General features: G+C 63.0%; 31 protein-coding genes and 1 pseudogene. 13 read left to right on the top strand and 19 right to left on the bottom strand.

All coding sequences use genetic code 11. The annotated features are described in order from the left end of the window. Positions 1-6 precede the first annotated feature (6 nt). Positions 7-1,200 (bottom strand): MFS transporter, encoded by a 1,194-nt coding sequence (locus LHFGNBLO_RS26765; protein ID WP_258602288.1) that lies wholly within the window; start codon positions 1,198-1,200, stop codon positions 7-9. Between the two features lie 125 nt (positions 1,201-1,325). On the opposite strand from LHFGNBLO_RS26765, the gene LHFGNBLO_RS26770 reads away from it, so the two are divergent. From LHFGNBLO_RS26770 to groL, 3 genes are all read left to right on the top strand, one after another. Then, on the top strand, positions 1,326-1,952 hold the full coding sequence (locus LHFGNBLO_RS26770; RefSeq protein WP_258602289.1) for a TetR/AcrR family transcriptional regulator: 627 nt from the start codon (positions 1,326-1,328) through the stop codon (positions 1,950-1,952). A gap of 260 nt (positions 1,953-2,212) precedes the next feature. Beyond that, the gene (groES, locus tag LHFGNBLO_RS26775; RefSeq protein ID WP_006203049.1) at positions 2,213-2,509 is read left to right on the top strand and encodes a co-chaperone GroES; all 297 of its coding nucleotides are present in this window, start codon (positions 2,213-2,215) and stop codon (positions 2,507-2,509) included. A gap of 63 nt (positions 2,510-2,572) precedes the next feature. Beyond that, a complete protein-coding gene (gene groL, locus LHFGNBLO_RS26780) occupies positions 2,573-4,228 on the top strand; it encodes a chaperonin GroEL (RefSeq protein WP_258602290.1) in 1,656 nt (551 codons plus the stop codon). A 76-nt stretch (positions 4,229-4,304) separates the two neighbouring features. On the opposite strand, the gene LHFGNBLO_RS26785 is transcribed toward groL, so the two are convergent. Then, the gene (locus tag LHFGNBLO_RS26785; RefSeq protein ID WP_258602291.1) at positions 4,305-4,916 is read right to left on the bottom strand and encodes a TetR/AcrR family transcriptional regulator; all 612 of its coding nucleotides are present in this window, start codon (positions 4,914-4,916) and stop codon (positions 4,305-4,307) included. A gap of 133 nt (positions 4,917-5,049) precedes the next feature. Here LHFGNBLO_RS26785 and LHFGNBLO_RS26790 point away from each other — a divergent pair, with 133 nt between their 5' ends. Together LHFGNBLO_RS26790 and LHFGNBLO_RS26795 are read left to right on the top strand one after the other, a co-directional pair. Continuing rightward, positions 5,050-5,502 carry an OsmC family protein gene (locus LHFGNBLO_RS26790; protein WP_258602292.1) on the top strand — a complete coding sequence of 151 codons (453 nt, stop codon included), beginning with the start codon at positions 5,050-5,052 and terminating at the stop codon, positions 5,500-5,502. A gap of 16 nt (positions 5,503-5,518) precedes the next feature. After that, the gene (locus tag LHFGNBLO_RS26795) at positions 5,519-5,905 is read left to right on the top strand and encodes a nuclear transport factor 2 family protein (protein WP_258602293.1); all 387 of its coding nucleotides are present in this window, start codon (positions 5,519-5,521) and stop codon (positions 5,903-5,905) included. A 16-nt stretch (positions 5,906-5,921) separates the two neighbouring features. Here the strand turns inward: LHFGNBLO_RS26795 and LHFGNBLO_RS26800 are convergent, their stop codons facing one another. From LHFGNBLO_RS26800 to LHFGNBLO_RS26835, 8 genes are all read right to left on the bottom strand, one after another. Next, positions 5,922-6,533, bottom strand: coding sequence for a LysE family translocator (locus LHFGNBLO_RS26800; RefSeq protein ID WP_258602294.1), 612 nt, complete (start codon positions 6,531-6,533; stop codon positions 5,922-5,924). A gap of 219 nt (positions 6,534-6,752) precedes the next feature. Further along, entirely contained in the window at positions 6,753-7,052 is a 300-nt protein-coding gene (locus tag LHFGNBLO_RS26805; RefSeq protein WP_258609913.1) for a YkgJ family cysteine cluster protein, read from the bottom strand. Positions 7,053-7,147: 95 nt separating this feature from the next. Further along, a complete protein-coding gene (locus tag LHFGNBLO_RS26810) occupies positions 7,148-7,312 on the bottom strand; it encodes a hypothetical protein (RefSeq protein WP_258602295.1) in 165 nt (54 codons plus the stop codon). Between the two features lies 1 nt (position 7,313). Beyond that, the gene (locus LHFGNBLO_RS26815; protein ID WP_258602296.1) at positions 7,314-7,721 is read right to left on the bottom strand and encodes a hypothetical protein; all 408 of its coding nucleotides are present in this window, start codon (positions 7,719-7,721) and stop codon (positions 7,314-7,316) included. Continuing rightward, positions 7,721-7,948: a hypothetical protein gene (locus LHFGNBLO_RS26820; protein WP_258602297.1), complete on the bottom strand. Its 228-nt coding sequence runs from the start codon at positions 7,946-7,948 to the stop codon at positions 7,721-7,723. The genes LHFGNBLO_RS26815 and LHFGNBLO_RS26820 overlap by 1 nt, the downstream gene beginning before the upstream one ends. Before the next feature lie 293 nt (positions 7,949-8,241). After that, the gene (locus LHFGNBLO_RS26825; protein WP_010915421.1) at positions 8,242-8,451 is read right to left on the bottom strand and encodes a cold-shock protein; all 210 of its coding nucleotides are present in this window, start codon (positions 8,449-8,451) and stop codon (positions 8,242-8,244) included. 458 nt (positions 8,452-8,909) lie between these two features. Further along, the gene (locus LHFGNBLO_RS26830) at positions 8,910-9,500 is read right to left on the bottom strand and encodes a class I SAM-dependent methyltransferase (protein ID WP_258602298.1); all 591 of its coding nucleotides are present in this window, start codon (positions 9,498-9,500) and stop codon (positions 8,910-8,912) included. Positions 9,501-9,525: 25 nt separating this feature from the next. Next, complete coding sequence (locus LHFGNBLO_RS26835; protein WP_258602299.1) at positions 9,526-10,512, bottom strand: oxidoreductase; 987 nt, start codon at positions 10,510-10,512, stop codon at positions 9,526-9,528. Positions 10,513-10,672: 160 nt separating this feature from the next. On the opposite strand from LHFGNBLO_RS26835, the gene LHFGNBLO_RS26840 reads away from it, so the two are divergent. Beyond that, on the top strand, positions 10,673-11,302 hold the full coding sequence (locus LHFGNBLO_RS26840) for a TetR/AcrR family transcriptional regulator (protein WP_258602300.1): 630 nt from the start codon (positions 10,673-10,675) through the stop codon (positions 11,300-11,302). Between the two features lie 51 nt (positions 11,303-11,353). On the opposite strand, the gene LHFGNBLO_RS26845 is transcribed toward LHFGNBLO_RS26840, so the two are convergent. Continuing rightward, complete coding sequence (locus tag LHFGNBLO_RS26845; protein WP_258602301.1) at positions 11,354-12,013, bottom strand: glutathione S-transferase family protein; 660 nt, start codon at positions 12,011-12,013, stop codon at positions 11,354-11,356. Positions 12,014-12,034: 21 nt separating this feature from the next. After that, the gene (locus LHFGNBLO_RS26850) at positions 12,035-13,480 is read right to left on the bottom strand and encodes a patatin-like phospholipase family protein (protein WP_258602302.1); all 1,446 of its coding nucleotides are present in this window, start codon (positions 13,478-13,480) and stop codon (positions 12,035-12,037) included. Positions 13,481-13,625: 145 nt separating this feature from the next. On the opposite strand from LHFGNBLO_RS26850, the gene LHFGNBLO_RS26855 reads away from it, so the two are divergent. Next, positions 13,626-13,805, top strand: a complete 180-nt coding sequence (locus LHFGNBLO_RS26855; RefSeq protein WP_258602303.1) for a CsbD family protein — start codon at positions 13,626-13,628, stop codon at positions 13,803-13,805. Positions 13,806-13,864: 59 nt separating this feature from the next. Here LHFGNBLO_RS26855 and LHFGNBLO_RS26860 read toward each other — a convergent pair whose 3' ends face one another. From LHFGNBLO_RS26860 to LHFGNBLO_RS26875, 4 genes are all read right to left on the bottom strand, one after another. Further along, on the bottom strand, positions 13,865-14,998 hold the full coding sequence (locus tag LHFGNBLO_RS26860) for a metallophosphoesterase (RefSeq protein WP_258602304.1): 1,134 nt from the start codon (positions 14,996-14,998) through the stop codon (positions 13,865-13,867). 96 nt (positions 14,999-15,094) lie between these two features. Then, positions 15,095-15,469 carry a DUF1048 domain-containing protein gene (locus tag LHFGNBLO_RS26865; protein ID WP_258602305.1) on the bottom strand — a complete coding sequence of 125 codons (375 nt, stop codon included), beginning with the start codon at positions 15,467-15,469 and terminating at the stop codon, positions 15,095-15,097. A 2-nt stretch (positions 15,470-15,471) separates the two neighbouring features. After that, positions 15,472-15,801, bottom strand: coding sequence for a PadR family transcriptional regulator (locus LHFGNBLO_RS26870; RefSeq protein WP_258602306.1), 330 nt, complete (start codon positions 15,799-15,801; stop codon positions 15,472-15,474). Between the two features lie 177 nt (positions 15,802-15,978). After that, positions 15,979-16,608 (bottom strand): TetR/AcrR family transcriptional regulator, encoded by a 630-nt coding sequence (locus LHFGNBLO_RS26875; RefSeq protein WP_258602307.1) that lies wholly within the window; start codon positions 16,606-16,608, stop codon positions 15,979-15,981. A gap of 148 nt (positions 16,609-16,756) precedes the next feature. On the opposite strand from LHFGNBLO_RS26875, the gene LHFGNBLO_RS26880 reads away from it, so the two are divergent. After that, positions 16,757-17,557: an NIPSNAP family protein gene (locus LHFGNBLO_RS26880; RefSeq protein ID WP_258602308.1), complete on the top strand. Its 801-nt coding sequence runs from the start codon at positions 16,757-16,759 to the stop codon at positions 17,555-17,557. Positions 17,558-17,566: 9 nt separating this feature from the next. On the opposite strand, the gene LHFGNBLO_RS26885 is transcribed toward LHFGNBLO_RS26880, so the two are convergent. Together LHFGNBLO_RS26885 and choX are read right to left on the bottom strand one after the other, a co-directional pair. Then, on the bottom strand, positions 17,567-18,394 hold the full coding sequence (locus LHFGNBLO_RS26885) for an alpha/beta fold hydrolase (protein ID WP_258602309.1): 828 nt from the start codon (positions 18,392-18,394) through the stop codon (positions 17,567-17,569). Further along, complete coding sequence (gene choX / locus LHFGNBLO_RS26890; RefSeq protein WP_258602310.1) at positions 18,391-19,329, bottom strand: choline ABC transporter substrate-binding protein; 939 nt, start codon at positions 19,327-19,329, stop codon at positions 18,391-18,393. Before choX ends, LHFGNBLO_RS26885 begins: the two co-directional genes overlap by 4 nt. An 82-nt stretch (positions 19,330-19,411) precedes the next feature. Here choX and betI point away from each other — a divergent pair, with 82 nt between their 5' ends. After that, on the top strand, positions 19,412-20,047 hold the full coding sequence (gene betI / locus LHFGNBLO_RS26895) for a choline-responsive transcriptional repressor BetI (protein WP_258602311.1): 636 nt from the start codon (positions 19,412-19,414) through the stop codon (positions 20,045-20,047). 122 nt (positions 20,048-20,169) lie between these two features. Then, positions 20,170-20,817: pseudogene (locus LHFGNBLO_RS26900) on the top strand (SDR family NAD(P)-dependent oxidoreductase); the annotation flags it as partial. Positions 20,818-20,974: 157 nt separating this feature from the next. On the opposite strand, the gene LHFGNBLO_RS26905 reads toward LHFGNBLO_RS26900, so the two are convergent. Further along, entirely contained in the window at positions 20,975-22,150 is a 1,176-nt protein-coding gene (locus LHFGNBLO_RS26905; protein ID WP_258602312.1) for a GAF domain-containing sensor histidine kinase, read from the bottom strand. A gap of 206 nt (positions 22,151-22,356) precedes the next feature. On the opposite strand from LHFGNBLO_RS26905, the gene fumC reads away from it, so the two are divergent. The 3 genes from fumC to LHFGNBLO_RS26920 all read left to right on the top strand — a co-directional run bounded on the left by fumC (position 22,357) and on the right by LHFGNBLO_RS26920 (position 24,968). Further along, entirely contained in the window at positions 22,357-23,754 is a 1,398-nt protein-coding gene (gene fumC, locus LHFGNBLO_RS26910) for a class II fumarate hydratase (protein WP_258602313.1), read from the top strand. A 119-nt stretch (positions 23,755-23,873) separates the two neighbouring features. Then, positions 23,874-24,296: a DoxX family protein gene (locus LHFGNBLO_RS26915; protein ID WP_258602314.1), complete on the top strand. Its 423-nt coding sequence runs from the start codon at positions 23,874-23,876 to the stop codon at positions 24,294-24,296. 249 nt (positions 24,297-24,545) lie between these two features. After that, positions 24,546-24,968 (top strand): DoxX family protein, encoded by a 423-nt coding sequence (locus tag LHFGNBLO_RS26920; protein ID WP_258602315.1) that lies wholly within the window; start codon positions 24,546-24,548, stop codon positions 24,966-24,968. The last annotated feature ends 10 nt before the right edge of the window (positions 24,969-24,978 follow it).

A 24,978-nucleotide genomic window follows, 5' to 3' on the forward strand; every position in this document is an offset into this window, starting at 1 on the left:
CCCCGCTCAGGCAACCACACGGCGGCGGCGCGACACAAGGATGAACAGGCCAAGCAGCGCGACGCTGGCAGCGGCGCTGGCGGCGGCGAACTCCGGCACCGGCCGGAAATCCTTGCCGTCGATAAGCAGCGATGCCGCGATCGGCCCTATCGCCAGACCGAAGAGCTGCGCGGCCGGCACAAGAAGCACGGCCGTGCGCGTCTCGTCGGCGGTGATCGCCAGCCGTATCTGGTAGGGAACGACAAACAGCAGGATGAAGCCCATACTCAGCCCGGCAGCCCAGAAGGCGCCGTGGCCGGGTCCGCCAGCGAAAACGGCGGAGCTGGCCACAGCGACCGCGCCGATCACCGCGATGGCGAAGCGGTAGTCGATACGCGCCTCGAGCACGGTCGCCGTCATCGCGCCAACGACCTGGACGGCGAGGCTGGCCGAAACCATCAGGCCGACGGTGCGCGCGTCGATGCCGTATTGCGCACCGAGCGGCTCGAGAAAAGCCCAGATCGCGCCGAAGAACATGAAGTAGCAGAATATGCTCAAAAGCGCGGCGAGCGAGCCTGCGGTGAGCACATTGCCGAAATGTCCTTCCTGCTTGGGCAGGTCGGCATAGTCGGCCGGCACCTTCCAGGCGACGACCGTCGAGGCGAGGCAGACAAGGGCAAGGACGATGAAGCCACCGGCCGATCCGGCGCTCGGGATGACGTAGAGCGCCAACAGCAGGGCAAGCGCGCATTGCGCCAGCGTCTGCAGGGTGACGAAATAGCCGCCAATGCGCTCGGCCCGCCGCGAACGGGCGATCAGCTCCGTGGCGATCGCCACCATGCCGCCTTCGGCCAGCCCGGCCACGGCACGGGCGGCGATCAGCATCATCGGCTGCTGCGTGGCATGGGCGGTCCACCAGTTGGCCAGTGCCAGCAGGATCAGCAGCACGGCACTTTTCCAGCGCATGTTGCGAGCGGAAAGCAGCATCGCTACAACAGCCGAACCGATGGCGATCATGATCATCTCCGCCGTGGCGACCAGCGCCAGTTCGTCGCCGCTGACATGTCCCTCGGTGTAGAGCGCGCCGAGCAGCACGGGTTGCAGGCCGAGGATGAGCAGGCCAACCGAACCGATCCACAATGCCGAGGCAAGCTGGGCGCCGGTCGGATTGCCGACCAGCCAATCGCCATTGTCGGTGCGCTCAGCATGTGTTGACGTCAAAGGTCCCCTCCCAGCGTCCTTGCCGCATCGTAAAAAATCTGACAACCTGTCAGCATTTGCAGAAACTGATACTTGATCACATTTCTTGTCAACCAAAATTTGGACTGTGGCGAGAGAACCGGCACATGGAAGAAGCAAGGCGAACGGCGACCGAGCCCAGGCGCAAGCCCAAGCAGGAGCGAAGCCGCGAGCGCATCGACGCCATCCTGTCGACGACCATGCGGCTGATCGGCGAGAAGGGTATCGACGCCGTCACCATGAAGGAAGTCGGCATGCAGGCGGGCGGGCCGATCGCTACCGTCTATCATTATTTTCCCAACAAATCGGCGATCCTGGCGATGCTCTATGAGCGGTTCTCCGCAATCAGCCGCGCGCGGCTGATTGCTATCGTCGCCGACATCGGCGGGCTGGACGACGTCATGGCGGCAGCCGACCGCCTGCTCGACGACTATTGCGAGCGCGTCGCCGGCGACCCTGCCATCCAGGATTTGCAGAATGCGATCCAGGCCGACAAGGCGCTGCAGCATCTCGACATCACAGAGACCCGGCAGCAAGCGAAACTGTTCTGCGACCATGTCAGCCCTCTCCTCGAGCCGGAGAAGCGCGAGCAATTCGGACGCGTGGTCTTCCTATTCTTTCAACTTGCCGGTGGCGTCGTGCGTCTTGCACTCACCCAGGACGAAACGGAAGGCCGCCGGACCATCGAGGACTACAGGTCGATCATCCACACCCAGATGCGCCTGTTCCTCTGACGAGATGGCCCAAATGCGCTTCCATGGTGGAGCGATGCCCCGCTTCTGGGTCCTTGAATCACCGAGGTGCCGGTAAGTTCCGTGTCGGAGCGCGGCATGGCTGCGATTGGTGCAATTGATGCTCCCGAGCGCCTTGACTCTCGCCAGCCGGGAGCCTATTTCACCGCCACGTTAGCACTCGCCAATGGTGAGTGCTAACCACATGTCCGGCGCCGCCGGACGGAGGAACTGTTCTCACCGTTCTCATCGAGGAAGAAAAAATGGCAAAGTCGAAGTTCCGCCCGCTTCATGACCGCGTGGTCGTTCGCCGGGTCGAATCCGAATCCAAGACCGCCGGCGGGATCATCATCCCGGATACGGCGAAGGAAAAGCCGCAGGAAGGCGAGATCATCGCCGTTGGTTCCGGCGCACGCGACGAAGCCGGCAAGCTCGTCCCGCTGGACGTCAAGGCTGGCGACCGCATCCTGTTCGGCAAGTGGTCGGGCACCGAAGTCAAGCTCAATGGCGAAGACCTTCTGATCATGAAGGAATCCGACATCATGGGCATCATCGGCTGAATCTCGGCCTCACCGTCAACTGAATTTTCGGGCTCAATCCGAGCCCCTGCCAGGAGCTAAAACATGGCTGCCAAAGACGTAAAATTCTCCCGCGACGCCCGCGAGCGCATGCTGCGCGGCGTCAACATCCTCGCCGACGCGGTGAAGGTCACGCTCGGCCCCAAGGGTCGCAACGTCGTCATCGACAAGTCGTTCGGCGCCCCGCGCATCACCAAGGACGGCGTCACCGTCGCCAAGGAAATCGAGCTTGAAGACAAGTTCGAGAACATGGGCGCGCAGATGGTCCGCGAAGTTGCTTCGAAGACCAACGACATCGCCGGCGACGGCACCACGACCGCGACCGTTCTGGCGCAGTCGATCGTCCAGGAAGGCCACAAGGCGGTTGCCGCCGGCATGAACCCGATGGACCTGAAGCGTGGCATCGACCTCGCCGTTGCCGACGTCGTCGCGACGCTGATCAAGAACGCCAAGAAGATCAAGACCTCGGAAGAAGTTGCCCAGGTCGGCACCATCGCCGGCAATGGCGATGCTTCGGTTGGCTCGATGATCGCGGAAGCGATGCAGAAGGTCGGCAATGAGGGCGTCATCACGGTCGAGGAAGCCAAGACCGCCGAGACCGAACTCGAAGTCGTCGAAGGCATGCAGTTCGACCGCGGCTACCTCTCGCCCTACTTCGTCACCAACGCCGACAAGATGGTTGCGGATCTGGAAGACGCCTACATCCTTCTCCACGAGAAGAAGCTCTCCAACCTGCAGGCCATGCTGCCAATCCTCGAGGCTGTCGTGCAGACCTCGAAGCCGCTGGTCATCATCTCGGAAGACGTCGAAGGCGAGGCTCTGGCCACGCTCGTCGTCAACAAGCTGCGTGGCGGTCTGAAGATCGCCGCCGTCAAGGCGCCGGGCTTCGGTGATCGCCGCAAGGCCATGCTGGAAGACATCGCCATCCTCACCGGTGGCCAGGTCATTTCCGAAGACCTCGGCATCAAGCTCGAGAATGTCGGCCTCAACATGCTCGGCCGCGCCAAGAAGGTGTCGATCTCCAAGGAGAACACCACCATCGTCGACGGCGCCGGCAAGAAGGCTGAGATCCAGGGCCGCGTTGCCCAGATCAAGCAGCAGATCGAGGAGACCACCTCGGACTACGACAAGGAGAAGCTGCAGGAACGTCTCGCCAAGCTGGCGGGCGGCGTTGCCGTCATCCGCGTCGGCGGTGCGACCGAGATCGAAGTCAAGGAAAAGAAGGACCGCGTCGATGACGCCCTCAACGCGACCCGCGCGGCCGTCGAAGAAGGCATCGTTCCCGGCGGCGGCGTCGCTCTCTTGCGCGCTTCGCTGAACATCAAGGCAACTGGCGCCAATTCCGACCAGACCGCTGGCATCAACATCGTCCGTCGCGCTCTGCAGGCTCCGGCCCGCCAGATCGCTGCGAACGCCGGTGCGGAAGCATCGATCGTTGCCGGCAAGATCCTTGAGAACAAGGGCGCGACCTTCGGCTACAACGCCCAGACCGGCGAATATGGCGACATGATCGCCATGGGTATCGTCGATCCGGTCAAGGTCGTTCGCACCGCTCTCCAGGACGCGGCCTCGGTCGCCGGCCTGCTCGTCACCACCGAAGCCATGATCGCGGAGGCTCCGAAGAAGGAGTCGGCTGGCGGCGGCATGCCTGGCGGCATGGGCGGCGGCGGCATGGGCGGCATGGGCGGCATGGATTTCTAATCCAGCCGATCTCGCTAGACTTACGGAAAGGGCGCCGAAAGGCGCCCTTTTTGTTTTTGAGCCGAAGCAGTAGGCCTCAGGCGGTTGTGTCGGCGCGTTGCCGCCTTTCCCCTCCGGCAAGCACGGCACCTTCGATGAGTGCGGCGACTTCATCAGCCACGGCCATCACCGGGGCGCGGTCGCGGGTGGCGCGGGCGATCACCATCAGCCCTTCCAGCGACGATTCGACAAGCAATGCCAGAGTTCGCGCGCGGCGCTCGGGCACCCCTGCCCCGACGAAGGCCGCCTGCAGAAGGCCTATCCACTGCTCGAAAGCAGAGCGGCACAATTCGGCCAGTTCCGGCACATCGGTCGGAGAATCCAGAACAACGGGTGCGATAGGGCAGCCAAGCGAAAACTGGTTGTCCTCCAGCATGCGCCCGACCGCCTGGTAGATATGGTGGACGGCCACTGCCGGGTCGGCCTCGGCGGCCAGCGCCTCGCCCAGTCCTTGCGTCACCTTGTCGACGCTGTCGCGGGTCACCTCGAGGACCAACTGGTCCTTGCCGCCCGGAAAGTGAAAGTACAACGACCCTCTCGGCGCGCCGCTGGCACTCAAGATGTCGTTGAGCGAGGTGCCGTGATAGCCGCGCTGCTTGAGCAGCAGCGCCGTCGTCTCGAGTATGCGGGTGCGGGTGTCGTTCGCCATGTCAGCCTCTGTCAGGAGCGAGCATTATAGGCCTTGCGCAGAATATGACAATCGGTCTACATAATATGTAGATCAGTCTACATATTTCTATACGACTGATCCATCGATTCCTCAAACCAACGGAGTGCAGACAATGACAATTCGTGAAGCCTCCGCCGAATGGCAAGGCACGCTGAAAGAGGGCTCTGGCCGGCTGCTCCTCGGCAGCGGCGTGTTCGAAGGCGCCTATTCCTTCCCGTCGCGTTTCGAGAATGGTCCCGGCACAAATCCCGAGGAACTGATCGCGGCGGCGCATGCCGGCTGCTTTTCAATGGCGCTGAGCGCCATACTCGGTAGCGCCGACCATGTCCCGGTGCACATCCGCACCGTCGCCAAGGTGCATCTCGGCGCGACGGCAGCCGGACCGACGATCACCCGCATCGAGCTCGAAACGCGAGCCGATGTCCCTGGCCTCGAGCCCGAGGAATTCCAGCGCCTTGCGGAGGCGGCGAAGACGACATGCCTCGTCTCCCGCGCTTTGGCCGGCGTTTCCAACATAAGTCTCAAGGCTGAGCTCATCCCGAGCGCCGCCCTCGCCGAAATATGAAATCCGGAGCCACCAGATGAAACAGGACAGCACCGTGACCATTCATGCAGACGACCACTCCATGCAGACGGCCGAGATCATGCGGCGGTTCAACGACGTGTTCCAGCTTCACGATCCGTCCGCACTGGCCGAACTGGTGGCCGACGACTGCGTCATCGAAAACACCGTGCCGGCGCCGGACGGCGCCCGCCATGCAGGCCGGGAAGCCTGTGTTGCACTGTGGTCGGCGATCGCCACGCAACCCGGCACGCGCTTCGACCTCGAAGAGACGTTCGTTGCCGGCGAACGGGCGACGATCCGTTGGCGCTATTTCATGGTCGACGGCAACTCCATCCGCGGCGTCAACCTGATGCGTGTCGCCGGCGGGCGGATCGTCGAGGCGATGGGCTACGTGAAGGGATAGTCGCGCCCGGCCGCCGCTAGCGCTCCGTCAGCGCCAATTTTGCGCCGAGCATGACGAAGGCGCCGGCGAAGGTACGGCGCAGCCAGGTCAACACCATCGGCCGCGACACCACATGGCTGCGGATCGAGGCGGCGAAGATGCCGTAGCCGACAAAGACGACGAAGGTCAAAAGCATGAAGACGGTGCTGAGTTCCAGCATCTTCGACAGCGCGTTCGGCTCGGTGGTGCTGACGAACTGCGGCAGGAAGGCAAAGAAGAAGATCGACAGTTTTGGATTGAGGATGTTGATGAGGATGCCGGAGGTGATCACCTTGCCCGCCGAGCGCGGCGCGACATTTTCCTCAACGCTCAAGCCGCCCCTCTCCTTCAGCGTGTTCCACGCCATGAAGAGCAGATAGGCAACGCCCAGATATTTCAGCGTCTCGAAGGCGAGCGCGCTGGTGTGCAGCAGCGCCGCCAGCCCGGTGATGGCGGCGGCCATATGCGGGATGATGCCGAGCGTGCAGCCGAAAGCGGCGATGACGCTGGCTCGCGCCCCGCGCGAAAGGCCGGCGCTCAGCGTGTAGAGAACGCCGGTGCCGGGCGAAGCCACGACGATCAGCGACGTCAACAGAAATTCGATGCTCACGATGGTTCCCTCCAGCGCCCTGCCGGCCGGCAAGGTATCGGGGGACGTGAAACAGGGCAAGCGGCGGAGCGCTTGATCTCCCCCCTTGAGGGGGAGATGTCGCCGAAGGCGACAGAGGGGGTCGCGGCGCATGAAGCGCCGACGCCTTCGTGACGAAAAAACGACGCCGGCGCTCTATGTGAGACGACCCCCTCTGACCGCTGCGCGGCCATCTCCCCCTCAAGGGGGGAGATTAGTGAGCGGCAGCCCGTGGGCGCGACGCGCCATCAGGCAATCGTCGCCGCCGGGCATGCAGGCACGGCAGACGTCGGGGCGGATCTCATAGATGCCGCAGGCGGTCACTTTGCCGACCTCACCGGTGAGCGCCGAGCAACGCACGCCATCACAGCGCATGCCGGATTCGTCGGCGGCCACGTGCTTTGCCGGAATCCGGTCGAGCTGCGCGTCATCCTCGGTGGAGAAGCGCGGCCACTCGGCCGAATAGGAACAGCAGGCGCCGCAGCTCTGGCAGTCGAACATGGCAACCAGGTCGACGCTCTCTGCCGGAGACGAAAAATCGCCGGCCAGGGCAACCGGCCCTGGCCAGAAACGATCGGCGTCCTGCGGCAAGGCTGCTATTTCTTCTTGGTCTTGCGCGACGGCGCTTGCGCCGGCGACTTGAACAGATCGGTCGCGGCATCAGTGGATTCGTCGGCTTTCGGCGCGGCGGCGGGCTTGGCCGGCTTTGCGGCGGCGGCAGGTGCTACCGATTGGTTCTTGGCGGAAAACTTGATGGCCATGTCAATCCTCGTCAGAGAAACGCGATGATGGCGCATTCGGGTTGCGCAAGCGGCCGATCAGCGCCGAGACCGCCGTGATGTTCATTTCCTCGGGCGACCAGTTCCTGGCCTCCTCGATGTGCCGGGGTGCCAGTTCGCGATGCGTGCTGCCGCTGTAGGCGGCATCCTGATGGGTGACGCGCTCATGCGTCTTGGCATTTTCGCGGATATATTCGATCAGATAGTTCGGACACTCGGCGCGACCGCGCACGCCGAGCCGCACCTGGGCATCGCCATGGGCGCGCTTGCAGCGTTCCAGCTTTTCAAGCACACGCCGGACATACTCGATCGGCTTGTCGAGGGTGCTGACGACGTCGGCAATGGTCGAATCGGCAGCCAGTGCCTTTTGCGGCACGCGTTTGGTGGCCATCAGCGTTTGCCCGCCCGTTTCGGCACGGCAGCAAGTGCTGCAGCCGCAGCCATATCGTCAGCTTCCTTTTCCAGACGCAATTCGCGCAGCCGCGCGGTCTTGGCCTCGCGGGCCTGGCTGACGGCATCCTGTTCGGAAGTGATGCGGTTGAGCGACATCGACTGGGTCTGGGCCTTGCTGAAGATGGATTCGGCCTGGTCGCGGGATTTCTTTGAAGTGGCGGTCAAGGTCTTTCTCCCGTTCGGAGCATGATGCCGAAAAGTGGCGAGATCGGTCTTTCGGCCAGGACCACGCACAAAGCAAGACGGCAGTCGGATTCAGATTGCTGGAGCGTCCTTAGCACGTTCAAGCGGACGCGCGGCGCTCTTTTGAACGTTTTGAAGCATTAGAAATGAAAAAGGCCAGGCATTGCCTGACCTTCCATCACTGCGCCGCGCGTCCGAATGAACGCGCATGCGCCAGAATTCGCCATTCACCAGTGCCAGTACATCCGTGGTCACCGGGAAGGCAGAATTCCGTGTTAGGCCGCCTTCAACTGATCGGCGGACATCTTGCCCGACTTGTTGTCGCGGACCATCTCGTAGCCGAGCTTCTGGCCTTCGACGATGTCGCGCATTCCGGCGCGCTCGACGGCCGAGATGTGAACAAAAACGTCTGCCGAACCATCGTCAGGCTGAATAAAACCAAAACCTTTGGTGGCGTTGAACCATTTAACTGTGCCGGTGCTCATAAACGAACCCTTTCCATGGCAAATATTCGTTAATCGTCGTGCGAATGCACAACGATTTTTGTCTCGATTTTTGATGGGGAAGTTCGTCAAAGGCGCGCATTCGTGCGCGGATAACAAAAGTCGGTCAAACAAATATCGACGAAATTCTTTTACGCTTCTTTTGGCATCCTGTCAATTTTTGGTTTGGCCACGGCCTGGATTCGACACAAGGTTGTTCGACACAGGGGATCCTGGGGTACTTTTGTGGCGGGCGCCGAAACGGGACATCAGCCAGTCCAAAAAAAATTGCAATATTCCGGGAACCATTCCGGCGCCCGTGCATTTTGTAGGTGCCGTCAGCAATTCATGAGAGCAATCTCAGGAAAGGCTAACGACAAAAAGACGCCCCCGCACAATAAAAGGTGCGAGGGGCGTTTTGTTTTGAGCGGGGCTTTCCGGCCGCGGGAACACCTCGCCGCCTACGCCATTTCCCGGAGACACTTCCTGCCCAAGGGCCGAGCGGCGATCAGCTCGTGACGTACCGGCTGCCGGGAGATGCGATAGACGGCGGCCGGCGGAATGTTCCGCAGCGTGCGCCCGATGCGTGTCGCCTCCAGCCCCAGCCCTTCCAGCACCTTGCCGGGGATCGGACAACGCGGACCGTAGGTGAACTGGTAGAAACAGCCGTCATCGCGCAGATGCGCAAACGATCCGGCAAGGATGGCCGTGACCGTCTTCAACGGCATGGACAGCAGCGGCAATCCGCTGACGACGGCGCCGGCCGGCGCCGCGCCCGCATCGATCGCATCGCCGATCTCAGCCGCATCGATGCACAGCAAGCGCGCCCGTGGAAACCGTTGGCGAAGCATGGCCGCGAAGTCCGCGCCTTTCTCGATCAGGATCAGTTTTTCCTCGCTGACGCCTTGCCGGATCAAGGCACGGGTGAAGACACCCGTCCCCGGCCCGAGCTCGATCACCGATCCGGTACCGGGCGCGATTTCGGAGACCATCAGCTTTGCCAGCGCGGCACCGGACGGGGTAATGGACGCCACCCGCAGCGGATCGAGCATCCAGGCGCGCAAGAAGCGAAGGACATCAGAGGCCATCGACTGGCTCCGCCCGGTTCGCGGGGTCGAAGCGGACGCCGGTCAAATCCTCGGAAAGCTGCCACAATCTCCTTGCCAGATCGGCATCGCGCGCCGCGGCGATCGGCTGGACAAGCGTCGGGTAGCCGCTCTTTTCGCCCTTGCCATCCGGCCCGATGAACTGCCCGCTGCTAACTGTGGGCGCGGTTGCCGCATGGAGCTGGTTGAGCGCGCCCATCGCCACATCCTGCGCCAGGAAGTGGTTGCCGAAGCGCATGAACAGTTTGAGGATGCCGGTTGGGCCGCTCAATTGCAGATTGGTGGCGGAATAGCCGGGATGGGCGAGCAGGCTGCGCACCGGCAGGCCTGCCGCCTTCAGGCGACGGTCGAGTTCCAGGGCGAACAGCACATTGGCGAATTTCGACTGGGCATAGAACGACACCCGGCCATAATTCCGGGCGCCGGCAAGGTCATCGAAATGGATCTGACCGCGCTTGTGCAGGTCGGAACTGACGGTGACGACCCGACCGTCGCTGTTTTGCGCCAAGCGGTCGAGCAGAAGCGCCGTCAGCACGAAATGCGCGAGATGGTTGACGCCAAACTGCAGTTCGTGGCCCTGCCGGGTCAGGGTGCGCGGCGGCATCATGACGCCGGCATTGTTGACCAGAACGTCAACCGCCAGCCCGTCTTCGATGATCGTTGCAACGAAGCGGCGCACGTCGTCGAGATCGGCGAGGTCGAGCCGCCGCAATTCGAGTGATCCGCTGACATGCTCGGCTTCGATCCTGGCCTTTGCCGCCCTGCCCTTGGTCTCATCGCGCGCCGTCATCACGACATGGGCGCCGTGGCGCGCCAGCTCCAGCGCCGTCTGGAAGCCAAGGCCGCTGTTGGCTCCGGTGACGACGATCGTGCGCCCGGACTGGTCGGGGATATCGGCCGCTGTCCAGCGGCCTGGCGCAATTGGGTCGTTGGCGGCGACGCGATGGATTGCGGACAAGTCTTGGGTTGCAGGCAGGGACTGGGTTGCAGACAAGCGCATTGTTGCAGACATGGGGATGTCTCCGTGGTTAGCCGTGAAACGATCTATCTTAACACTGTCAAGTGACACGTTAACCCGAAATCTGTACAATGTAAAGATTGAACATGGGAAGGGCGAAATGGCTGTAGAAGCGGAACGCGATGCCTATCACCACGGCGACCTTCGGGATGCCCTGATCAAGGCGACGGACGCCATACTTGCCGAGCGCGGCCTCGAAGGGTTCACCTTGCGCGAGGCGGCGCGACGCGCGCATGTGTCGCCCGCCGCTCCGGCGCATCATTTCGGCAGTTCCGCCGGGCTGCTCACCGAAGTCGCCATTCTCGGCTTCCTCGAACTGGTTCGCCACATCAGCATCGGCAAATCGGCGGGCAGCCCGGTCGAGCGCCTGAAAAAACAGGGCGTCGGCTATGTCCGGTTCGCGCTTACCTTCCCCGGCCGCTTCCACCTGATGTTCCGGCACGACCTCTTGTTGGCAGACAATGAGAGGCTGGGTGCTGCTTCCGAACAGGCCCTGGCGGCCATCGCGCCGACCATCCGCGCCTTGCGCGCCATGCCGGACGACGAGGAACTCGACGCGCCGGCGCGCGCCATGCTGCTGGCGGTGTGGTCGACCGTGCACGGCTTCGCGCACCTTGCCCTCGACGGCAAGTTCGCCCGCATCGAGCCGAACGCGACCGCGGATTACCTTCTTGGCGATCTCTTGCCGCAAACGCTGGAAACGCTGTGGCCGGAACCCTCGGCAAAATAACACCACGGCAGCCCGAAAATCAGAATCGCTTTTATGGAAGCCCGCCTGTGGTCAGTCCTGCTCGTGGGGACCTGGCTCCGGCCAGGTCTCCTTCGCCGCTTCGGCATACCAGTGGCGCATCGCCGGCGTCGCCAGCACGGCATCGACATAGGCGCGTGTATCCGGCGCCAGCGCGCCGCCATAGGTGTCGAAGCGGGTGACGATCGGTGCATACATGGCGTCGGCCGCGGTGAAATGCCCGAACAGGAACGGACCGCCCTCGCCGTAGTGTTCCCTGCATTGCCGCCACAGCGCCTCGATACGCGCCCGCTGCGCCTCGCCTTCGGCGTCGAGCGGCTTGTGGCCCTTCGGCCGGCGCAGATTCATCGGCCAGCCATAGCGGACCTCGCGAAAGGCCGAATGCATCTCGGTCGCAACTGAGCGGGCAAGCGCGCGGGCGCCGATGTCGGCCGGCCACAGCTTCTTCTCGGGAAACAGGTCGGCCAGATATTCAAGGATGGCAAGGGTTTCCCAGACGATCTTGCCATTGTGATTCAGCACCGGCACCAGCCCGGTCGGCGACACTTTTGCCAGATTGGCAAAGGTCTCAGGCGTGCGCAGCCGAACGAAGCTCTCCTCGAACGGAATCTCGAGATGCTTCATCGCCACCCATGGCCTCAGCGACCAGGACGAAAAGCATTTGTTGCCGATGAAGAGCGTGAATTCAGCCAAGGTGGTTTCCCCAAAAAGATTTCAATTTGCCTGCGCCGTTGCAATCCCTGCCGGCGTCACACCGGCGCGGGATCGGATGGCGACAACCGCGCTGGCAATGTCGGCATTGACACGCAGCGCCTCGCGTCCGGCCTCGATGGTGAGGTCGACCTGCTCGACCGGCAGCTTCAGCCGGGTCGGGATGGCGTTGAGCCTGATTTGCTTGGCCGCATCGACGTCGGCGAAAGACAGATGCTGCACCACGAGCCGGACGTCACGGCAGTTCCAGCCGGCCGTCGAGCCTCGATAGGCGGCCACCGTCTTGGCCGGCAAGGCGCAGCGGTAGCGCACCAGCTCCCCCTTCCACTGCGAGACGGCAAGCGTCAGCGCGTCGAATTCGTCGCGCACCGAGGCAGAAAGCGTGGTGCTGGTCACGGCGTCGAACAGCTCCGAAGCCTTTGGCCCGTGCAGTGATTTCGCCCAACTCACATCGCTGTTGCTGCCGGCGTCGGCGACGATGAAGATCAGCGTCGTCAGGCGGACGGCCGCCGACGGCGAGAGCGGCCCGTAGGGCGTGCCGGCGGCGGAGCGCTCGAGCGCGAAGCCGGTGATGCCGATATTGTCGGTCAAGCCGCCATCGAGCAGCTTCACGTAGTCGAGCGGATCGGCGTTCTGGTAAGAATCGAGCGCGCTGGCGTAGGCTCTCAGCCTGAGCGAAGCGTTGCGGTCGGCAAGCGCGCGGCTCAGCCACAACGGCTTGTGGTAACCGCAATCCGGCTTGGTGGCGGAGACCACGATCGGCGCGAAGACGATGGGCACCGCTGCGGAAGCCGCGACCGCATCGGCAAGCCGCACCTTGTCGAGGTCGCTGCACAGTGCCGCGAACGTGTCGTAGCTGAACAGGAACGGCGTGCGGTTGTAGATATCGGATGCGTTGATCCAGACGATGGGCCGGTCCGGCGTGCGGAAGGCATCGAAGGTGGCGCCATCGAAGAGATGGTCGTTCAGCCATTTGGCAAAGCCGCTGCGGTCGTTGACGCCGCCATTGTAGGCGCGCACCAGATTGAACAGCGACAGCGATGTCCTGAGGTCGGCTTCCGCATTCTGGATCAGGAAGCGTTCGCGAAAATCCTGGTAGCCGTCCTTGCCCTTGTAACCGAAATAGGCCGCAGCGACGGCGCCACCGGAGGCGCCGGAAATCATCCTGATGTCGTCGACCAGCGTGCGCCTGTATGGCCGCTCGTCGATGACGATGTCGTCCAGCGCCCGCAGCACCCCGTAGGAAAAGCCCGCGGCGCGGGTGCCACCGCCGGAAAAGGCGAGGCCGACAATGGTCGAGCCGTCGTCGCCGGGATCGGGGATGAAGTTCGGCGACGGCTGGCCGACCTCCGATGTTGGGACGTTGATCGGTCCGACATCGTCGGCGATGCAGCCGGCCGTCAGCAGAGAGGTCGCGACCGCCAAGGCAACGCGAAACAGCAAATGCATCGAACTCCCCCGACGGCCCCGTACGCTGGTCCCGCGCCGAACCTAGCCGCATTGCCTCGCCAGAGGCAACCGGGCGCGGTCGTGTGGAACCTAAGCCACGCCGGCCCGTTTGCCTCTGGAGAATGAAACCCCAGGAGATGCGAAAATGGTGAACAAGGATCAGGTCGCGGGCGTGGCCAAGCAGGTCAAGGGCTCGGTCAAGGAAGCCGCCGGGAAGGCAACCGGCAATCGGCAAACCCAGGCCGAAGGCACGGCCGACAAGATCGCCGGCAAGGTGCAGAAGGCCTATGGCGACGTGAAGGACAAGGTCAAGAAGGCGCTCTGATCCTGCACCGAAGATCGCCTTTGACGATCAGCAAAAGGCGGCCACCCAAGCCGCCTTTTTCATGTGTTCAGGCTCTTGCTGAAGGCGTTGGTGAAGGCAACCTCGCCATGGTCGCCGGTTGCCTCGCCCAGCACCACGTCGATGGCGTCGCTTGTTACCCGCGCGGCTGCGAAGCCGCCCATATAGGCGGCCTTTGGCTTGAACAGGTCGAGCCCGTCGCGGCGATAGATCATCGGCACCTCGTGCTGGTGGCCGTGGAAGACGGCAATGACGTTGTAGCCCTTCAGCGTCGCCAGCAGCGCCTGCCGGTCCGCCTCGCCCCACCAGTGCGGCGCACCGGTGCCGTCATCGTCGTAGGTCCGCTTGGCCGGATCCCAGCGTTCGACCGAGAATGTGTCCCAGCCATAGTGCTGGAACAGGATGACGGGACGGCCGTCCGCCGCATAGGTCGCCAGATCCTGTTTCAGCCACGGCAGGCTGCTGTCGGCGCCGTGGCCGGTGTCGCCGGCGAAACGGTGCGTCTGGACGAGATGCAGGCCACCCCAGTCCCATGAATAGCAGTCGGTATCGACGTCGTAGTCGGTCGCCGGCACCGGCGGCTTGAAGAACACGCCGGCGCGGTGGTTGACCTCGACATAGTCGCGCAATTCGCGGCGATACCAGTCGACATGCGGCGGCGGACCGTTCTGGTCGAGGTCGTGGTTGCCGAGCCCGACATAGACCGGCATATGCACGCGATCGGGACCGACACCTTGCTGGTAGCGCTGGCTGAACTGCAGCAGCTGGGTGCCCTCGCTGGGCTGGGTGATCTGGCCGCCGCCATCGTCGGTCATGTCGCCGCCGACGACGAGGCCGAGCGGCGTGCCGATGGGGCTGCCAGCCGAGCGCAGGCCAGTGGCGGCGCCGCCGATTTCGGCCGGCCACTGCTTGTCGCCGATACCGTTGAGTGCGGCGACATTGCGCAGCAAGGCAGCGTCGGTTTTCCCCTCCTGCTGGCAATTGGGGCTTAGTCCGCTGGCCATGCGGCAGGCATGGACATCGGCGATGAACAGGAAGGTGGCGTCGACCGGTGGAATGCGCTGTCCGGTCTGACCGAGCGCCGGGCGCGAGACGGCGCCGGCCACGGCAAACCCCGCCGCCTGCGCCAGGAAGCTGCGTCGGGAAAACGATTTTGCCGGGCGACGATTCATCATGAGGCGAAATTCAGCACAGCTGGCGACGGTTCGTCCAGTTATCCTGCGCGGCCCGCCGGTCGACATGATGCAGGCAGTCTGCCATGTTCATGCCCTTCAACTTGCACGCGCACATGAGGATGCGACGCCATCAATGGCGTCGGTCAGCCGTTTCCGCTCCTTGTTGATCCACTGACCCTCCGAGTAGTTTCGGAGAAACGCCTCGGCGAACTCCACAGGGTCCTGCCCAACGATCGCGCGGATCGGGGTTTCGTTCGCCGCGCTTTGCTCGAAGAGATCGGCGAGATCCTCCAGCATCGATACCAGGGTGTCGCCTTTCGTTATCGCCCCAAAGTACATCAGGTACCGATCCAGCGCATCGATCGCCGCGCGATAGTTCGCGGGAAGCTGTTGCGTGCGCGCCTTGTACTGCCGGTAGCGCCTCTTCTGCTCGATCGACCCTGTGAACTGCTCGATCCATCCTGTGGCCATATCTATTTCCTTTCCGTGTGGAGCTGTTCGAGCCGTTCTGCGAGGAAGCTCCACGTCCTCCAGAACTCTTCGAGATATTCTCGTCCCTGAGCGTTGAGCGAATACACCTTGCGCGGCGGCCCCATCTGGGACGGTATCTTCTCCACGTCGACCAGGCCCTTTTGCTCGTTCCTGACGAGCAGCGCGTAGACGGTGCCTTCGGCGATGTCGGAGAAGCCCTGCTCCCGCAACCGTGCCGTGATCTCGTAGCCGTACGCGGACTGCACGGACAGGATCGCGAGGATGATGCCCTCCAGCGTGCCCTTGAGCATCTCCGTCATCTGCTTGCCCACACAACATCTCCCGTTGGCTACTAAGCGTTACTGATTACTGGTATATAGCAACGCTGAATAGTGGCTGTCAAGCAGCACGTTGCATTGAGGAAGCGGATGAACTCCTGATGTCGGTGGCGGGCGCGCCAATCAAGCCCACCAGAACCGGCCGGCGGACCAGCGCCGTTCGATCCGGCCTCAAGCCCCTTGCCGCGGCAGCACCCTGCGACGTCGCTTTGCTCTTGTTCCGCCCTGGAACGACGGAGCTGAACGGGTCACGCGCTCCAGTTCCTCCAGGCAGTCGCGCAGCGCGCCGGCGTCCTGCGCCGTCTTGGCCATCGACATGGCGCCGGAATAGGTCGCGACCGCGAGTGCTGCGAAGCGATCCGGATCGGTATCCCGTTCCCTGCCCGCTTGCTGGTCGGCCCTGATCTTGTCGGCGATCACCTCACGCCATCCCGAAAAGATCCCGGCAAGGGCAAGGCGGAAATCCGGATCAGCGAGCGACAGTTCATGTGCCAGATTGTTGAGCGGGCAGCCGCGAACGAAACCCTGCTGTTCCAGCTCGGCCGCCACCGCGTCGAACACGCTGCGCACGCCCTCGCGCGCCGAGCCCGCCGCCAGCACCGGCGCAATCCACGTTTCCTCGACCGCCGCGGCGACCCGCTCCTCGATCACCGCCAGCGCCAGCGCCTTCTTGGTCGGGAAATGGTGATGCAGCGCGCCGCCGGTGACGTCAGCCGCCGTCATCAGATCGCCGAGGCTGGAGGCGTGATAGCCGCGCGCCTGAAACGATTCCTCGGCGACATCGAGCACCTTTTTGCGCATGCCTTCAGGGTCGTTGGTGCGTTTCAGGCGTCGCGATTTTGGACGAACATCGTTCTCTGCTGACATTTCCTAGAGATACCACATTGACAAAACAGGACAACCGGTCTGTTTTATAAACCGGATGATCACCCTGTTTTGGAGATTGCTAGTGTATCTGCCCCTGACAGCCCCGCCGAAATCCCACCTCAACGCCTCGCCTGTCGTCGAACTCAGGCAATACACACTCAAGCCCGGCAAGCGCGACACGCTTATCGGTATCTTCGACACCCATCTGGTCGAAGGCCAGGAAAACGCCGGGATGACCATCATCGGCCAGTTCCGCGACCTCGACCGTCCCGACATGTTCGTCTGGATGCGCGGCTTCGACGGCATGGAGGCGCGGAGAAACGCACTGACCGCTTTCTATGACGGGCCGGTGTGGGCCGCCTACAGCAATGCCGCCAACGAAACGATGATCGATTCCGACAATGTGCTGCAGCTGAAGCCAGCATGGCCCGGCGCCGGTTTCGACCTGTCAGGATCGCAACGGGCAGTGCTGCCACCGTCAGGTCATGAAGACGTTGGCCAAGAAAAAACAAGCACGGACAATCGGTTGAGGGGTCTTGTTGTCCTAACGATTCATCATTTGCCGCCTGGCACCGAGACCGAGTTCGCCGAGAATTTCCAAATCGGAGCGGTCCCGGTGCTGACCGCGCTGGGCGCCCGCGTGCGCGCCGCCTTCATCACCGAACATGCCGAAAACAGCTTTCCCCGCCTGCCGGTACGATTGGGCGAAAGCGTCTTCGTCAGCGTCACCGGTTTCGACAGCGCCGAGGCGCACGCCCGGCATGAGGCGGCCCTTGCCGCATCGCCGGCATGGCAGGCGTTCCAGCAAGCGGCACAATCGGGCATAGCCGAACCGACCGAAACGCTGCGCCTGTCGGCGACTTCGCAGTCGCTGTTGAGATAGCCCCTCGTGTCAGGTCGCTGCGCCGAATTTGCCGGTGATGGCTGCGGCGACGAGCGCCGGATCCTCCCAGTGCGGATTGTGGCCGCAGCTTTCAATACAGACGAAGTCGGCATCGGGAAAAGCGCGCAACAGCGCTTGCTGATGCGCCTCGCCGAACAGCGGGTCGCTGGCGCCGCCAATGATAAGCGTCTCCTGCCGCACGGTCCGTGCGCTGCTGGTCAGATCTGAGCGGCGAATCTGCTCCAGGATCGAACGCCAGCGAGCGGCAGGCATCGCCGACGCCTCCTCGGCCAGTTTGGCGATGAACGAGTGCGGCACACCGGGTCGGCACGCGTGCCACCAGGCATAGAAGGGGTCATCCGGCGAAATCGGATCGCGCAAAGCCTGGACACCCACCGCCATCGGATGATCCTGCAATATTCCGGGCTTCAGCGAACCAGCCAGCAGCACCAGACCGCCGATCAGCCCGCTATTCCGGACTGCTGTCTCGATGGCGATCATGGCGCCAAGCGAATGGCCGATGACAATTGGCTGATCAAGCCGCAACTGCCCGATCATTCCGGCAATGTCGTCAGCGAAGTCGGCCGGCCTGAAGCTGTTCGTTCCCGCTGGCGAGGCGCCGTGGCCGCGTAGGTCCGGAATGACCAGCCGGCGTCCAGCCAGATACGGCGCCAGCAGCGAAAAGCTGCGACTGGTGTCGGTAAAGCCATGGATCAGCAGCAGGGCCGGCTCGGCGCCGGGGATTTCGACATAGGCCATGGCGAGCCCACCGACATCGACCATCCGCTTGCGGCCTGCCCAGGCTTGCTGCCCGGCCTCCAGCCCAGCGGAATTCACAGGCCGAGCTTTTCCTTCGCTGCAGCCAGGCCTGGCTTGCCGTCGAAAGTGGTAACGCCGGCGAGCCAGGCATCGAGGCGGCCCTTGTTCTGGGTGATCGCCTTCAGTCCGGCCTCTTCAGGCTTCATGCCGTCATTGATCAGATAGCCCATGCCGACATTCTCGAAATCGACGTCGAAGACGAGATTCTTGAGGAGTTGCGCGACGTTCGGACACTCCTGCAGATAGCCCTTGCGCACCTGCGTGGTCACCGTCGCGGCGCCGAAATTCGGGCCGTAGAACTTGTCGCCGCCGGTCAGATATTTGAAGTCGTACATCGCGTTCATCGGATGGGGCGCCCAGGCCTGGAAGACGATGAAGTGCTTCTCCTTCATCTGGTAGCCGACCTCAGACAGCATGCCGGCTTCGCTCGACTCGACCACCTGCCAGCCATCGAGGCCGAGCGAAGGATCGGCGATGGCATCCATCATCAGCTGGTTCGATCCGGGCTCGATGCCGTACATCTTCTTCCCGAACTTGTCGGCGAATTTGTGCAGGTCGGAGAAGTCCTTGACCCCGGCCTCCCAGACATAGGTGGGCACGGCGAAGGTGTACTTGGCACCTTCGAGATTGATGCGCACATTTTCGACCGAGCCATCCTTCTTGTAAGGCTCGTAATAGACGACGCTGGCGGGATCCCAATAGCCAAGGAACGCGTCCAGGTCCTTGTTCTTCATGCCCTCGTAGATGACGTTGAGGCCGAGCACATCGCTTTTCGGCTGATAGCCGAGGGCGTCGAGCAGGACGCTGGCGATCCCAGTCGTGAAAGCGAGGTCGTTCCAGCCGGGCTCGGCCATGCGTACCGCCCTGCACTGCTCGGGCTCGCCCGCCTGGGCAGCGTGGGAGGCCAGCACCAGCGCGGCCAGACAGACGCCATTTGCAAAGATGCGCAACATTTCGGTTCTCCTCATCGTGTTATATTGACCATTTGGTCTAATTATTGTCCCATTGGTCAATTGTTGATCTAGATGGACGAAAATGTCAACGTGGTTTCTCGATACATGGATCGATCCGGTGAAACTCAAGCGCCTCAGTGACATACGCCGCAAGGAACTGCGGCAGGCGGCCTTCGCAGTGCTGCAACGCGAGGGCATTGCCGGCGCGACGCTGGAAAAGGTGGCGGCCCATGCCGGTGCCTCGAAGGGCATCGTGCTCCATTATTTCCGCAGCAAGCAGGAATTGTTCGAGCACGCGATGCGCGAGGCCAACGCCGTCCTGCGCGATGCGGTGATCGCGCGGCTTCGCCGGGCACGGACGCCGATGGAGCGCCTGAATGCGGTGATCGAGGGCAATTTCGAGCCGCATCTGTTCCAGCCTCCACTCTGCCATGCGTGGCTTTCGCTTGGCGCCGAGGTGCCGCGCGACGAGAAACTGGCGCGTATCCAGAAGGTGATCCACGCCCGCATGCGCTCGAACCTGCTGTCCGGCCTGCGTGGCCTTGCCTCGTCCAGCGAGGCCGAGGACATCGCGCTTGGCGTCTCGGCGCTGATTGACGGGCTATGGCTGCGGCTCGCCCTGCAGCCGGGCAGTGTGTCGCGCGAACAGGCGATCCGCCAGGTCAAGGACCACGTCGCGGCGCGGCTGGCCATCCGGGAACCTGTAACCACCGCGTAGCCGGGCGCGGCTGGCCTGCCGGCCAAGTTTCATACTGTGCGATAGGCGCACGCCTTGACGCTCCTGCCGATCGGCGTTGCCCTTACCGGCTGATGGCATGGCGGGAAACGCGCGAGGATCGCATGAGACTTCACCGAAAACGGGCGTTGGTGACGGGCGGATCGGACGGGATCGGCCTGGCGATAGCCGGGGCCTTTTCGCGCGAGGGCGCGGATGTGCTGATCGTCGGTCGCGATGCCAAAAAGCTCGACGCCGCCCGCAAACAACTCGGCAGTGCCGAGACGCTGTCGGCCGACCTTTCGACCTCAGCCGGGATAGACGCCGTGGTCGAGCAGGTAAGGAAATCCAGCCAACCGCTCGACATCCTGGTCAACAATGCCGGCGTGGCCTTCCTCGTGCCGTTCGAGACCGTCGGCGAGGAGCAGTTCCAGCAGTCCTTCGCGCTCAACGTCACGGCGGCGTTCTTTCTCACCCAGCGCCTGTTGCCGCATCTCACGCAAAGCGGCGCTTCGGTGATCAACATCTCGTCCTATTTCGCCAACAAGATGATCCCGAAGCGACCGTCGAGCCTCTATTCGCTGTCCAAGGGCGCGCTGAATTCGCTGACCAAGTCGCTGGCGTTCGAACTTGGCCCGCGCCGCATCAGGGTCAATGCCATCGCGCCGGGCACGGTCGACACCGCCATGCGGCGCAAGTCGATCGAGAACCTGCCGGCGGCGGCGCAAGCCGAGTTGAAGGCCTATGTCGAACGCAGCTACCCGCTCGGCCGCATCGGCCAGACCAGCGACCTCGCCGGGATCGCCGTCTACCTCGCCAGCGACGAGGCCGCGTGGCACCAGCGGCGGCATCTTTGCCATCGATGGCGGCTATACGGCGGGGTGAGAGGCGGCCGGCCGCCGGCCGACTTGAAAGGCCGGCTGCGCTCGATCAGCGCTTCAGCGGCATGCGAAAGACAAAGCGCGTCTCTTGCGGCGTCGAGACGGCCTCTACGTTTCCCCCATGCATCTTGGCAATCTCGGAAGCGATGTAGAGGCCAAGGCCCAGACCCTGCTCATTGGTGGTCTTGCCGCGCACGAAAGGCTGGAACAGATTGGCCATCATGTCAGCGGGGATCGGCTTGCCGGAATTGGCCACCGAGAAGACGAGTTCGCCATCGACCATTTTGGCACTCACCCTGACCGGCGTGCCTGCGGCACCGTGACTAAGCGCATTGCCGATCAGATTCGAGAACAGCCTGGCAAGGCGCAGATGGTCGGCGACGATGGAGGTCGCAGCTTCGAATTCGGTTTCGATCACGCGGTCCGGATGAACGGAGCGGAATTCGGACACCACCTGCTCCAGCACCGGCTCCATCGGTTTCGGCGCCGCCGCCTTCACCACCAGCCCGGCGCCCATGCGGGTGCGGGCAAAGTCGAGCACATTGTCGATCAGTCCGCTCATGCGCACGACGCTGCCTTCCATCAGGGCAAGGATCTGCGCGCGTTTCGCTTCATCACTGGGGCGCTTGAGAATGTTGACGCCCGAGGCGATCGATCCCAGCGGATTGCGCAAATCATGGCCGAGAACGGCGATGAACTGCTCCCGCAGTTCCTTGTGCGTGCGCTCCTGCAAGGTTTCGGCACGGGCCGCATCCAGCAGCTCGGCCGCGTCGAGATGCGCGGCGATCAGTTCGGCAAAGAGCTTGAACATGCCGATGATTTCAGGGTTTTTCAGCCTCGCCGGGCGCGGGTCGATGGCGCACAACGTGCCAAAGAACTGACCGTCCTTGCGGATGATCGGCATCGAGATATAGCTCTGAAATCCATACTGCGCGGGCGTGTGGTGACCGCAAAAAACCTCGTCATCGGCGACACTGTCGATAACCACGGCCTCATGGCTGGCACGGATCTCATTGCAGATGGTGGTCTCAACTTTCAGCTCGCCGCCCGGCGCCAGGCCGAAATCGATGTTGTCGAGGACGCTGCAGACGATCCAGCGGTCTTCGGTGACGCGGGCGACCGCCGCAAACCCCATCCCGGTGGTGCGGCAGACGACATCGAGGATGGTGGGAACGGCATCGATGCGTGCTATGGCGTCGATGTCTTGCTGGAAGTCGTGCGCCATGGCCGCCCCTGATCGAGGTTCTGTTTGGCGGCACCCTATGTGACAGCCCAGTATCTGTCATCAAGCTAAAATGGGCCATTTTGCCCCACGGTCGTCCTTGGCGCTCGCCATCTAACCGATTTGCATCCTTTACCGCTGCAATCTCTGCTTGAAGGCCATTGTGCAACGCGATACGCCGTTGCCGAATTCGATCGTCGGAGAGAGCCGTGACCGCTGCCAAGACCAGAACCGAAACCGACACATTCGGCCCTATCGAGGTCGCTGCGGACCGCTATTGGGGCGCGCAGGCGCAGCGTTCGCTCGGCAATTTCAAGATCGGTTGGGAAAAGCAGCCGGCGTCGATCGTGCGTGCGCTGGGCATCGTCAAGCGGGCGGCGGCCGAAGCCAATATGGAGTTGAAGCGGCTCGACCCGGCAGTCGGCAAGGCCATCGTCGAAGCATCGCAAGAGGTCATCGACGGCAAGCTCAACGAGCATTTCCCACTGGTCGTCTGGCAGACCGGCTCGGGCACGCAGTCCAACATGAACGCCAACGAGGTCATCTCGAACCGGGCGATCGAGATGCTGGGCGGCGTCATGGGGTCCAAGAAGCCGGTGCATCCCAACGACCACGTCAATATGAGCCAGTCGTCGAACGATACCTATCCGACGGCCATGCACATCGCCTGCGCCGAGCGTATCGTGCACGACCTGCTGCCGGCGCTGAAGCATTTGCATGCGGCGCTTGAAGCCAAGACCAAGGCTTTTGCCCACATCATCAAGATCGGCCGTACCCATACGCAGGATGCGACGCCGCTGACGCTGGGCCAGGAATTCTCGGGCTATGCCGCGCAGGTCGCCTCGTCGATCAAACGCATCGAAATGACGTTGCCCGGCCTGCAGGAACTGGCACAGGGCGGCACCGCCGTCGGCACCGGCCTCAACGCGCCGGTCGGCTTCGCCGAAAAGGTGGCGGAACGCATCGCCGATATCACCGGCATAGGCTTCGTCACCGCGCCGAACAAGTTCGAGGCACTGGCCGCACATGATTCCATGGTGTTCTCGCACGGCGCCATCAACGCCTGCGCGGCGGCCCTGTTCAAGATCGCCAACGACATCCGCTTCCTCGGCTCCGGCCCGCGTTCGGGCCTTGGCGAATTGTCGCTTCCGGAAAACGAACCGGGCTCGTCGATCATGCCGGGCAAGGTCAACCCGACGCAGTGCGAGGCGATGACGCAGGTCTGCGTGCAGGTGTTCGGCAACAATGCGGCGCTGACCTTCGCCGGCAGCCAGGGTCATTTCGAGCTCAACGTCTACAATCCGCTGATGGCCTATAATTTCCTGCAGTCGGTGCAGCTCCTGGCCGACGCCTCGGTTTCCTTCACCGACAATTGCGTCGTCGGCATCGAGGCGCGGGAAGACAACATACGTGAGGCATTGAATCGCTCGCTGATGCTGGTGACCGCGCTGGCGCCGACCATCGGCTACGACAACGCCGCCAAGATCGCCAAGACCGCGCACAAGAAGGGCACGACGTTGCGCGAGGAAGCTCTGGCCACCGGCTTGGTCAGCGAGGCCGACTACGAGCGGCTGGTGCGGCCGGAGGACATGACGCATCCCGGCTGAGACCACGCTCGATCACAAAAACGTCATCCCGGTGAACGAACTGTCGCCGGATAGGCATCTTTGGTGAACAGTCGCCCTGCTCTATCTGGGAACGTATTGCAACCTCCCGGAGAGTCACCATGTCCATCAACACTTCCATCGCCGGTTCCGGCGCCGCTTCCAACGCATCAACCACCATCCTCCTCGGCCGCATCCTGCTGGCGGTCATCTTCCTGCTTTCCGGTTTCGGCAAGCTCACGGCCATTGCCGGCACCGCTGGCTATTTCGGTAGCCTCGGCCTGCCGCTGCCGACCGTAACCGCCATTGTCGTCGGCCTCATCGAACTGCTCGGCGGCCTTGCCATCCTGGTCGGCTTTCAGACGCGGATCACTGCCTGGGTGCTGGCGATCTTCACCCTCGCCACGGGCCTGGTTGCCCACACCGGCTGGGCCGACCAGATGCAGATGATCAGCTTCCTGAAGAACCTGGCGATCACAGGCGGCTTCATCGTGCTGGCTTCCTCGGGCGCCGGCGCCTATTCGGTCGACGCCAAGCGCGGCTGAGCCATCTCCCAGCTAACGATGAAAGAAGCGGCGCGGAATTTTCCGCGCCGCTTCTTCGTTATCAGTCTAAAGCGCGTCGCGTTGAAACGGATTCAGTTGACGCACTTTAGGTCTTTGTTTTGATGCATGTCGTTGTCCCAAAACCGCTGCGCACTTTTGGGCGACACGCATAGGCGTCCGAGCCCGCTGTTTCTGGTAGACTGGGGATGCCGGGATCTGGCCAGCCGGCCACCCGCAAGGGAGGTGACCATGCCCCGCAACGCACTGCTTCTGCTGTCCCGCCTGTTGCTCGCCGCTTTGTTGGTGTCATCCGGTTTCCAGGCGCTTGCCAACATTTCCGGCACATCAGACTATTTCGCCGGCCTCGGCCTGCCGCTGCCGTTGCTTGCCGCCTGGGGCACCGGCCTGTTCGAGCTGATCGCAGGGCTCGCCATCCTTGTCGGCTTCCAGACGCGGATCGTGGCGCTGCTGCTCGCCGCTTTCTGTATCGCAGCAGGCTTCATCGGCCACTACGGCCAGGGTGGCGACGATGCGACGCTGATCTTCCTCCATTCGCAGATGCTGATGAAGGACATCGCGATTGCTGGTGGTTTCCTGGCGCTGGCGATGGCAGGGGCCGGCGCCTGGTCGATCGACGGCCGCACCTTCGGCATCGGGTCTGAGGTTACTTGACTGAAACGGG

This window comes from Mesorhizobium sp. AR10, from assembly GCF_024746795.1.
GTDB lineage: Bacteria > Pseudomonadota > Alphaproteobacteria > Rhizobiales > Rhizobiaceae > Mesorhizobium.

Bases quoted from the DNA above. Each gene is read 5' to 3' on its own strand.
- LHFGNBLO_RS26770 (WP_258602289.1), top strand. From the start codon at position 1,326: ATGGAAGAAGCAAGGCGAACGGCGACCGAGCCCAGGCGCAAGCCCAAG.
- groES (WP_006203049.1), top strand. From the start codon at position 2,213: ATGGCAAAGTCGAAGTTCCGCCCGCTTCATGACCGCGTGGTCGTTCGC.
- groL (WP_258602290.1), top strand. From the start codon at position 2,573: ATGGCTGCCAAAGACGTAAAATTCTCCCGCGACGCCCGCGAGCGCATG.
- LHFGNBLO_RS26785 (WP_258602291.1), bottom strand. From the start codon at position 4,916: ATGGCGAACGACACCCGCACCCGCATACTCGAGACGACGGCGCTGCTG.
- LHFGNBLO_RS26790 (WP_258602292.1), top strand. From the start codon at position 5,050: ATGACAATTCGTGAAGCCTCCGCCGAATGGCAAGGCACGCTGAAAGAG.
- LHFGNBLO_RS26795 (WP_258602293.1), top strand. From the start codon at position 5,519: ATGAAACAGGACAGCACCGTGACCATTCATGCAGACGACCACTCCATG.
- LHFGNBLO_RS26805 (WP_258609913.1), bottom strand. From the start codon at position 7,052: ATGTTCGACTGCCAGAGCTGCGGCGCCTGCTGTTCCTATTCGGCCGAG.
- LHFGNBLO_RS26810 (WP_258602295.1), bottom strand. From the start codon at position 7,312: ATGGCCATCAAGTTTTCCGCCAAGAACCAATCGGTAGCACCTGCCGCC.
- LHFGNBLO_RS26815 (WP_258602296.1), bottom strand. From the start codon at position 7,721: ATGGCCACCAAACGCGTGCCGCAAAAGGCACTGGCTGCCGATTCGACC.
- LHFGNBLO_RS26825 (WP_010915421.1), bottom strand. From the start codon at position 8,451: ATGAGCACCGGCACAGTTAAATGGTTCAACGCCACCAAAGGTTTTGGT.
- LHFGNBLO_RS26830 (WP_258602298.1), bottom strand. From the start codon at position 9,500: ATGCTCGATCCGCTGCGGGTGGCGTCCATTACCCCGTCCGGTGCCGCG.
- LHFGNBLO_RS26840 (WP_258602300.1), top strand. From the start codon at position 10,673: ATGGCTGTAGAAGCGGAACGCGATGCCTATCACCACGGCGACCTTCGG.
- LHFGNBLO_RS26850 (WP_258602302.1), bottom strand. From the start codon at position 13,480: ATGCATTTGCTGTTTCGCGTTGCCTTGGCGGTCGCGACCTCTCTGCTG.
- LHFGNBLO_RS26855 (WP_258602303.1), top strand. From the start codon at position 13,626: ATGGTGAACAAGGATCAGGTCGCGGGCGTGGCCAAGCAGGTCAAGGGC.
- LHFGNBLO_RS26860 (WP_258602304.1), bottom strand. From the start codon at position 14,998: ATGATGAATCGTCGCCCGGCAAAATCGTTTTCCCGACGCAGCTTCCTG.
- LHFGNBLO_RS26865 (WP_258602305.1), bottom strand. From the start codon at position 15,469: ATGGCCACAGGATGGATCGAGCAGTTCACAGGGTCGATCGAGCAGAAG.
- LHFGNBLO_RS26875 (WP_258602307.1), bottom strand. From the start codon at position 16,608: ATGCGCAAAAAGGTGCTCGATGTCGCCGAGGAATCGTTTCAGGCGCGC.
- choX (WP_258602310.1), bottom strand. From the start codon at position 19,329: ATGTTGCGCATCTTTGCAAATGGCGTCTGTCTGGCCGCGCTGGTGCTG.
- betI (WP_258602311.1), top strand. From the start codon at position 19,412: ATGTCAACGTGGTTTCTCGATACATGGATCGATCCGGTGAAACTCAAG.
- LHFGNBLO_RS26905 (WP_258602312.1), bottom strand. From the start codon at position 22,150: ATGGCGCACGACTTCCAGCAAGACATCGACGCCATAGCACGCATCGAT.
- LHFGNBLO_RS26915 (WP_258602314.1), top strand. From the start codon at position 23,874: ATGTCCATCAACACTTCCATCGCCGGTTCCGGCGCCGCTTCCAACGCA.
- LHFGNBLO_RS26920 (WP_258602315.1), top strand. From the start codon at position 24,546: ATGCCCCGCAACGCACTGCTTCTGCTGTCCCGCCTGTTGCTCGCCGCT.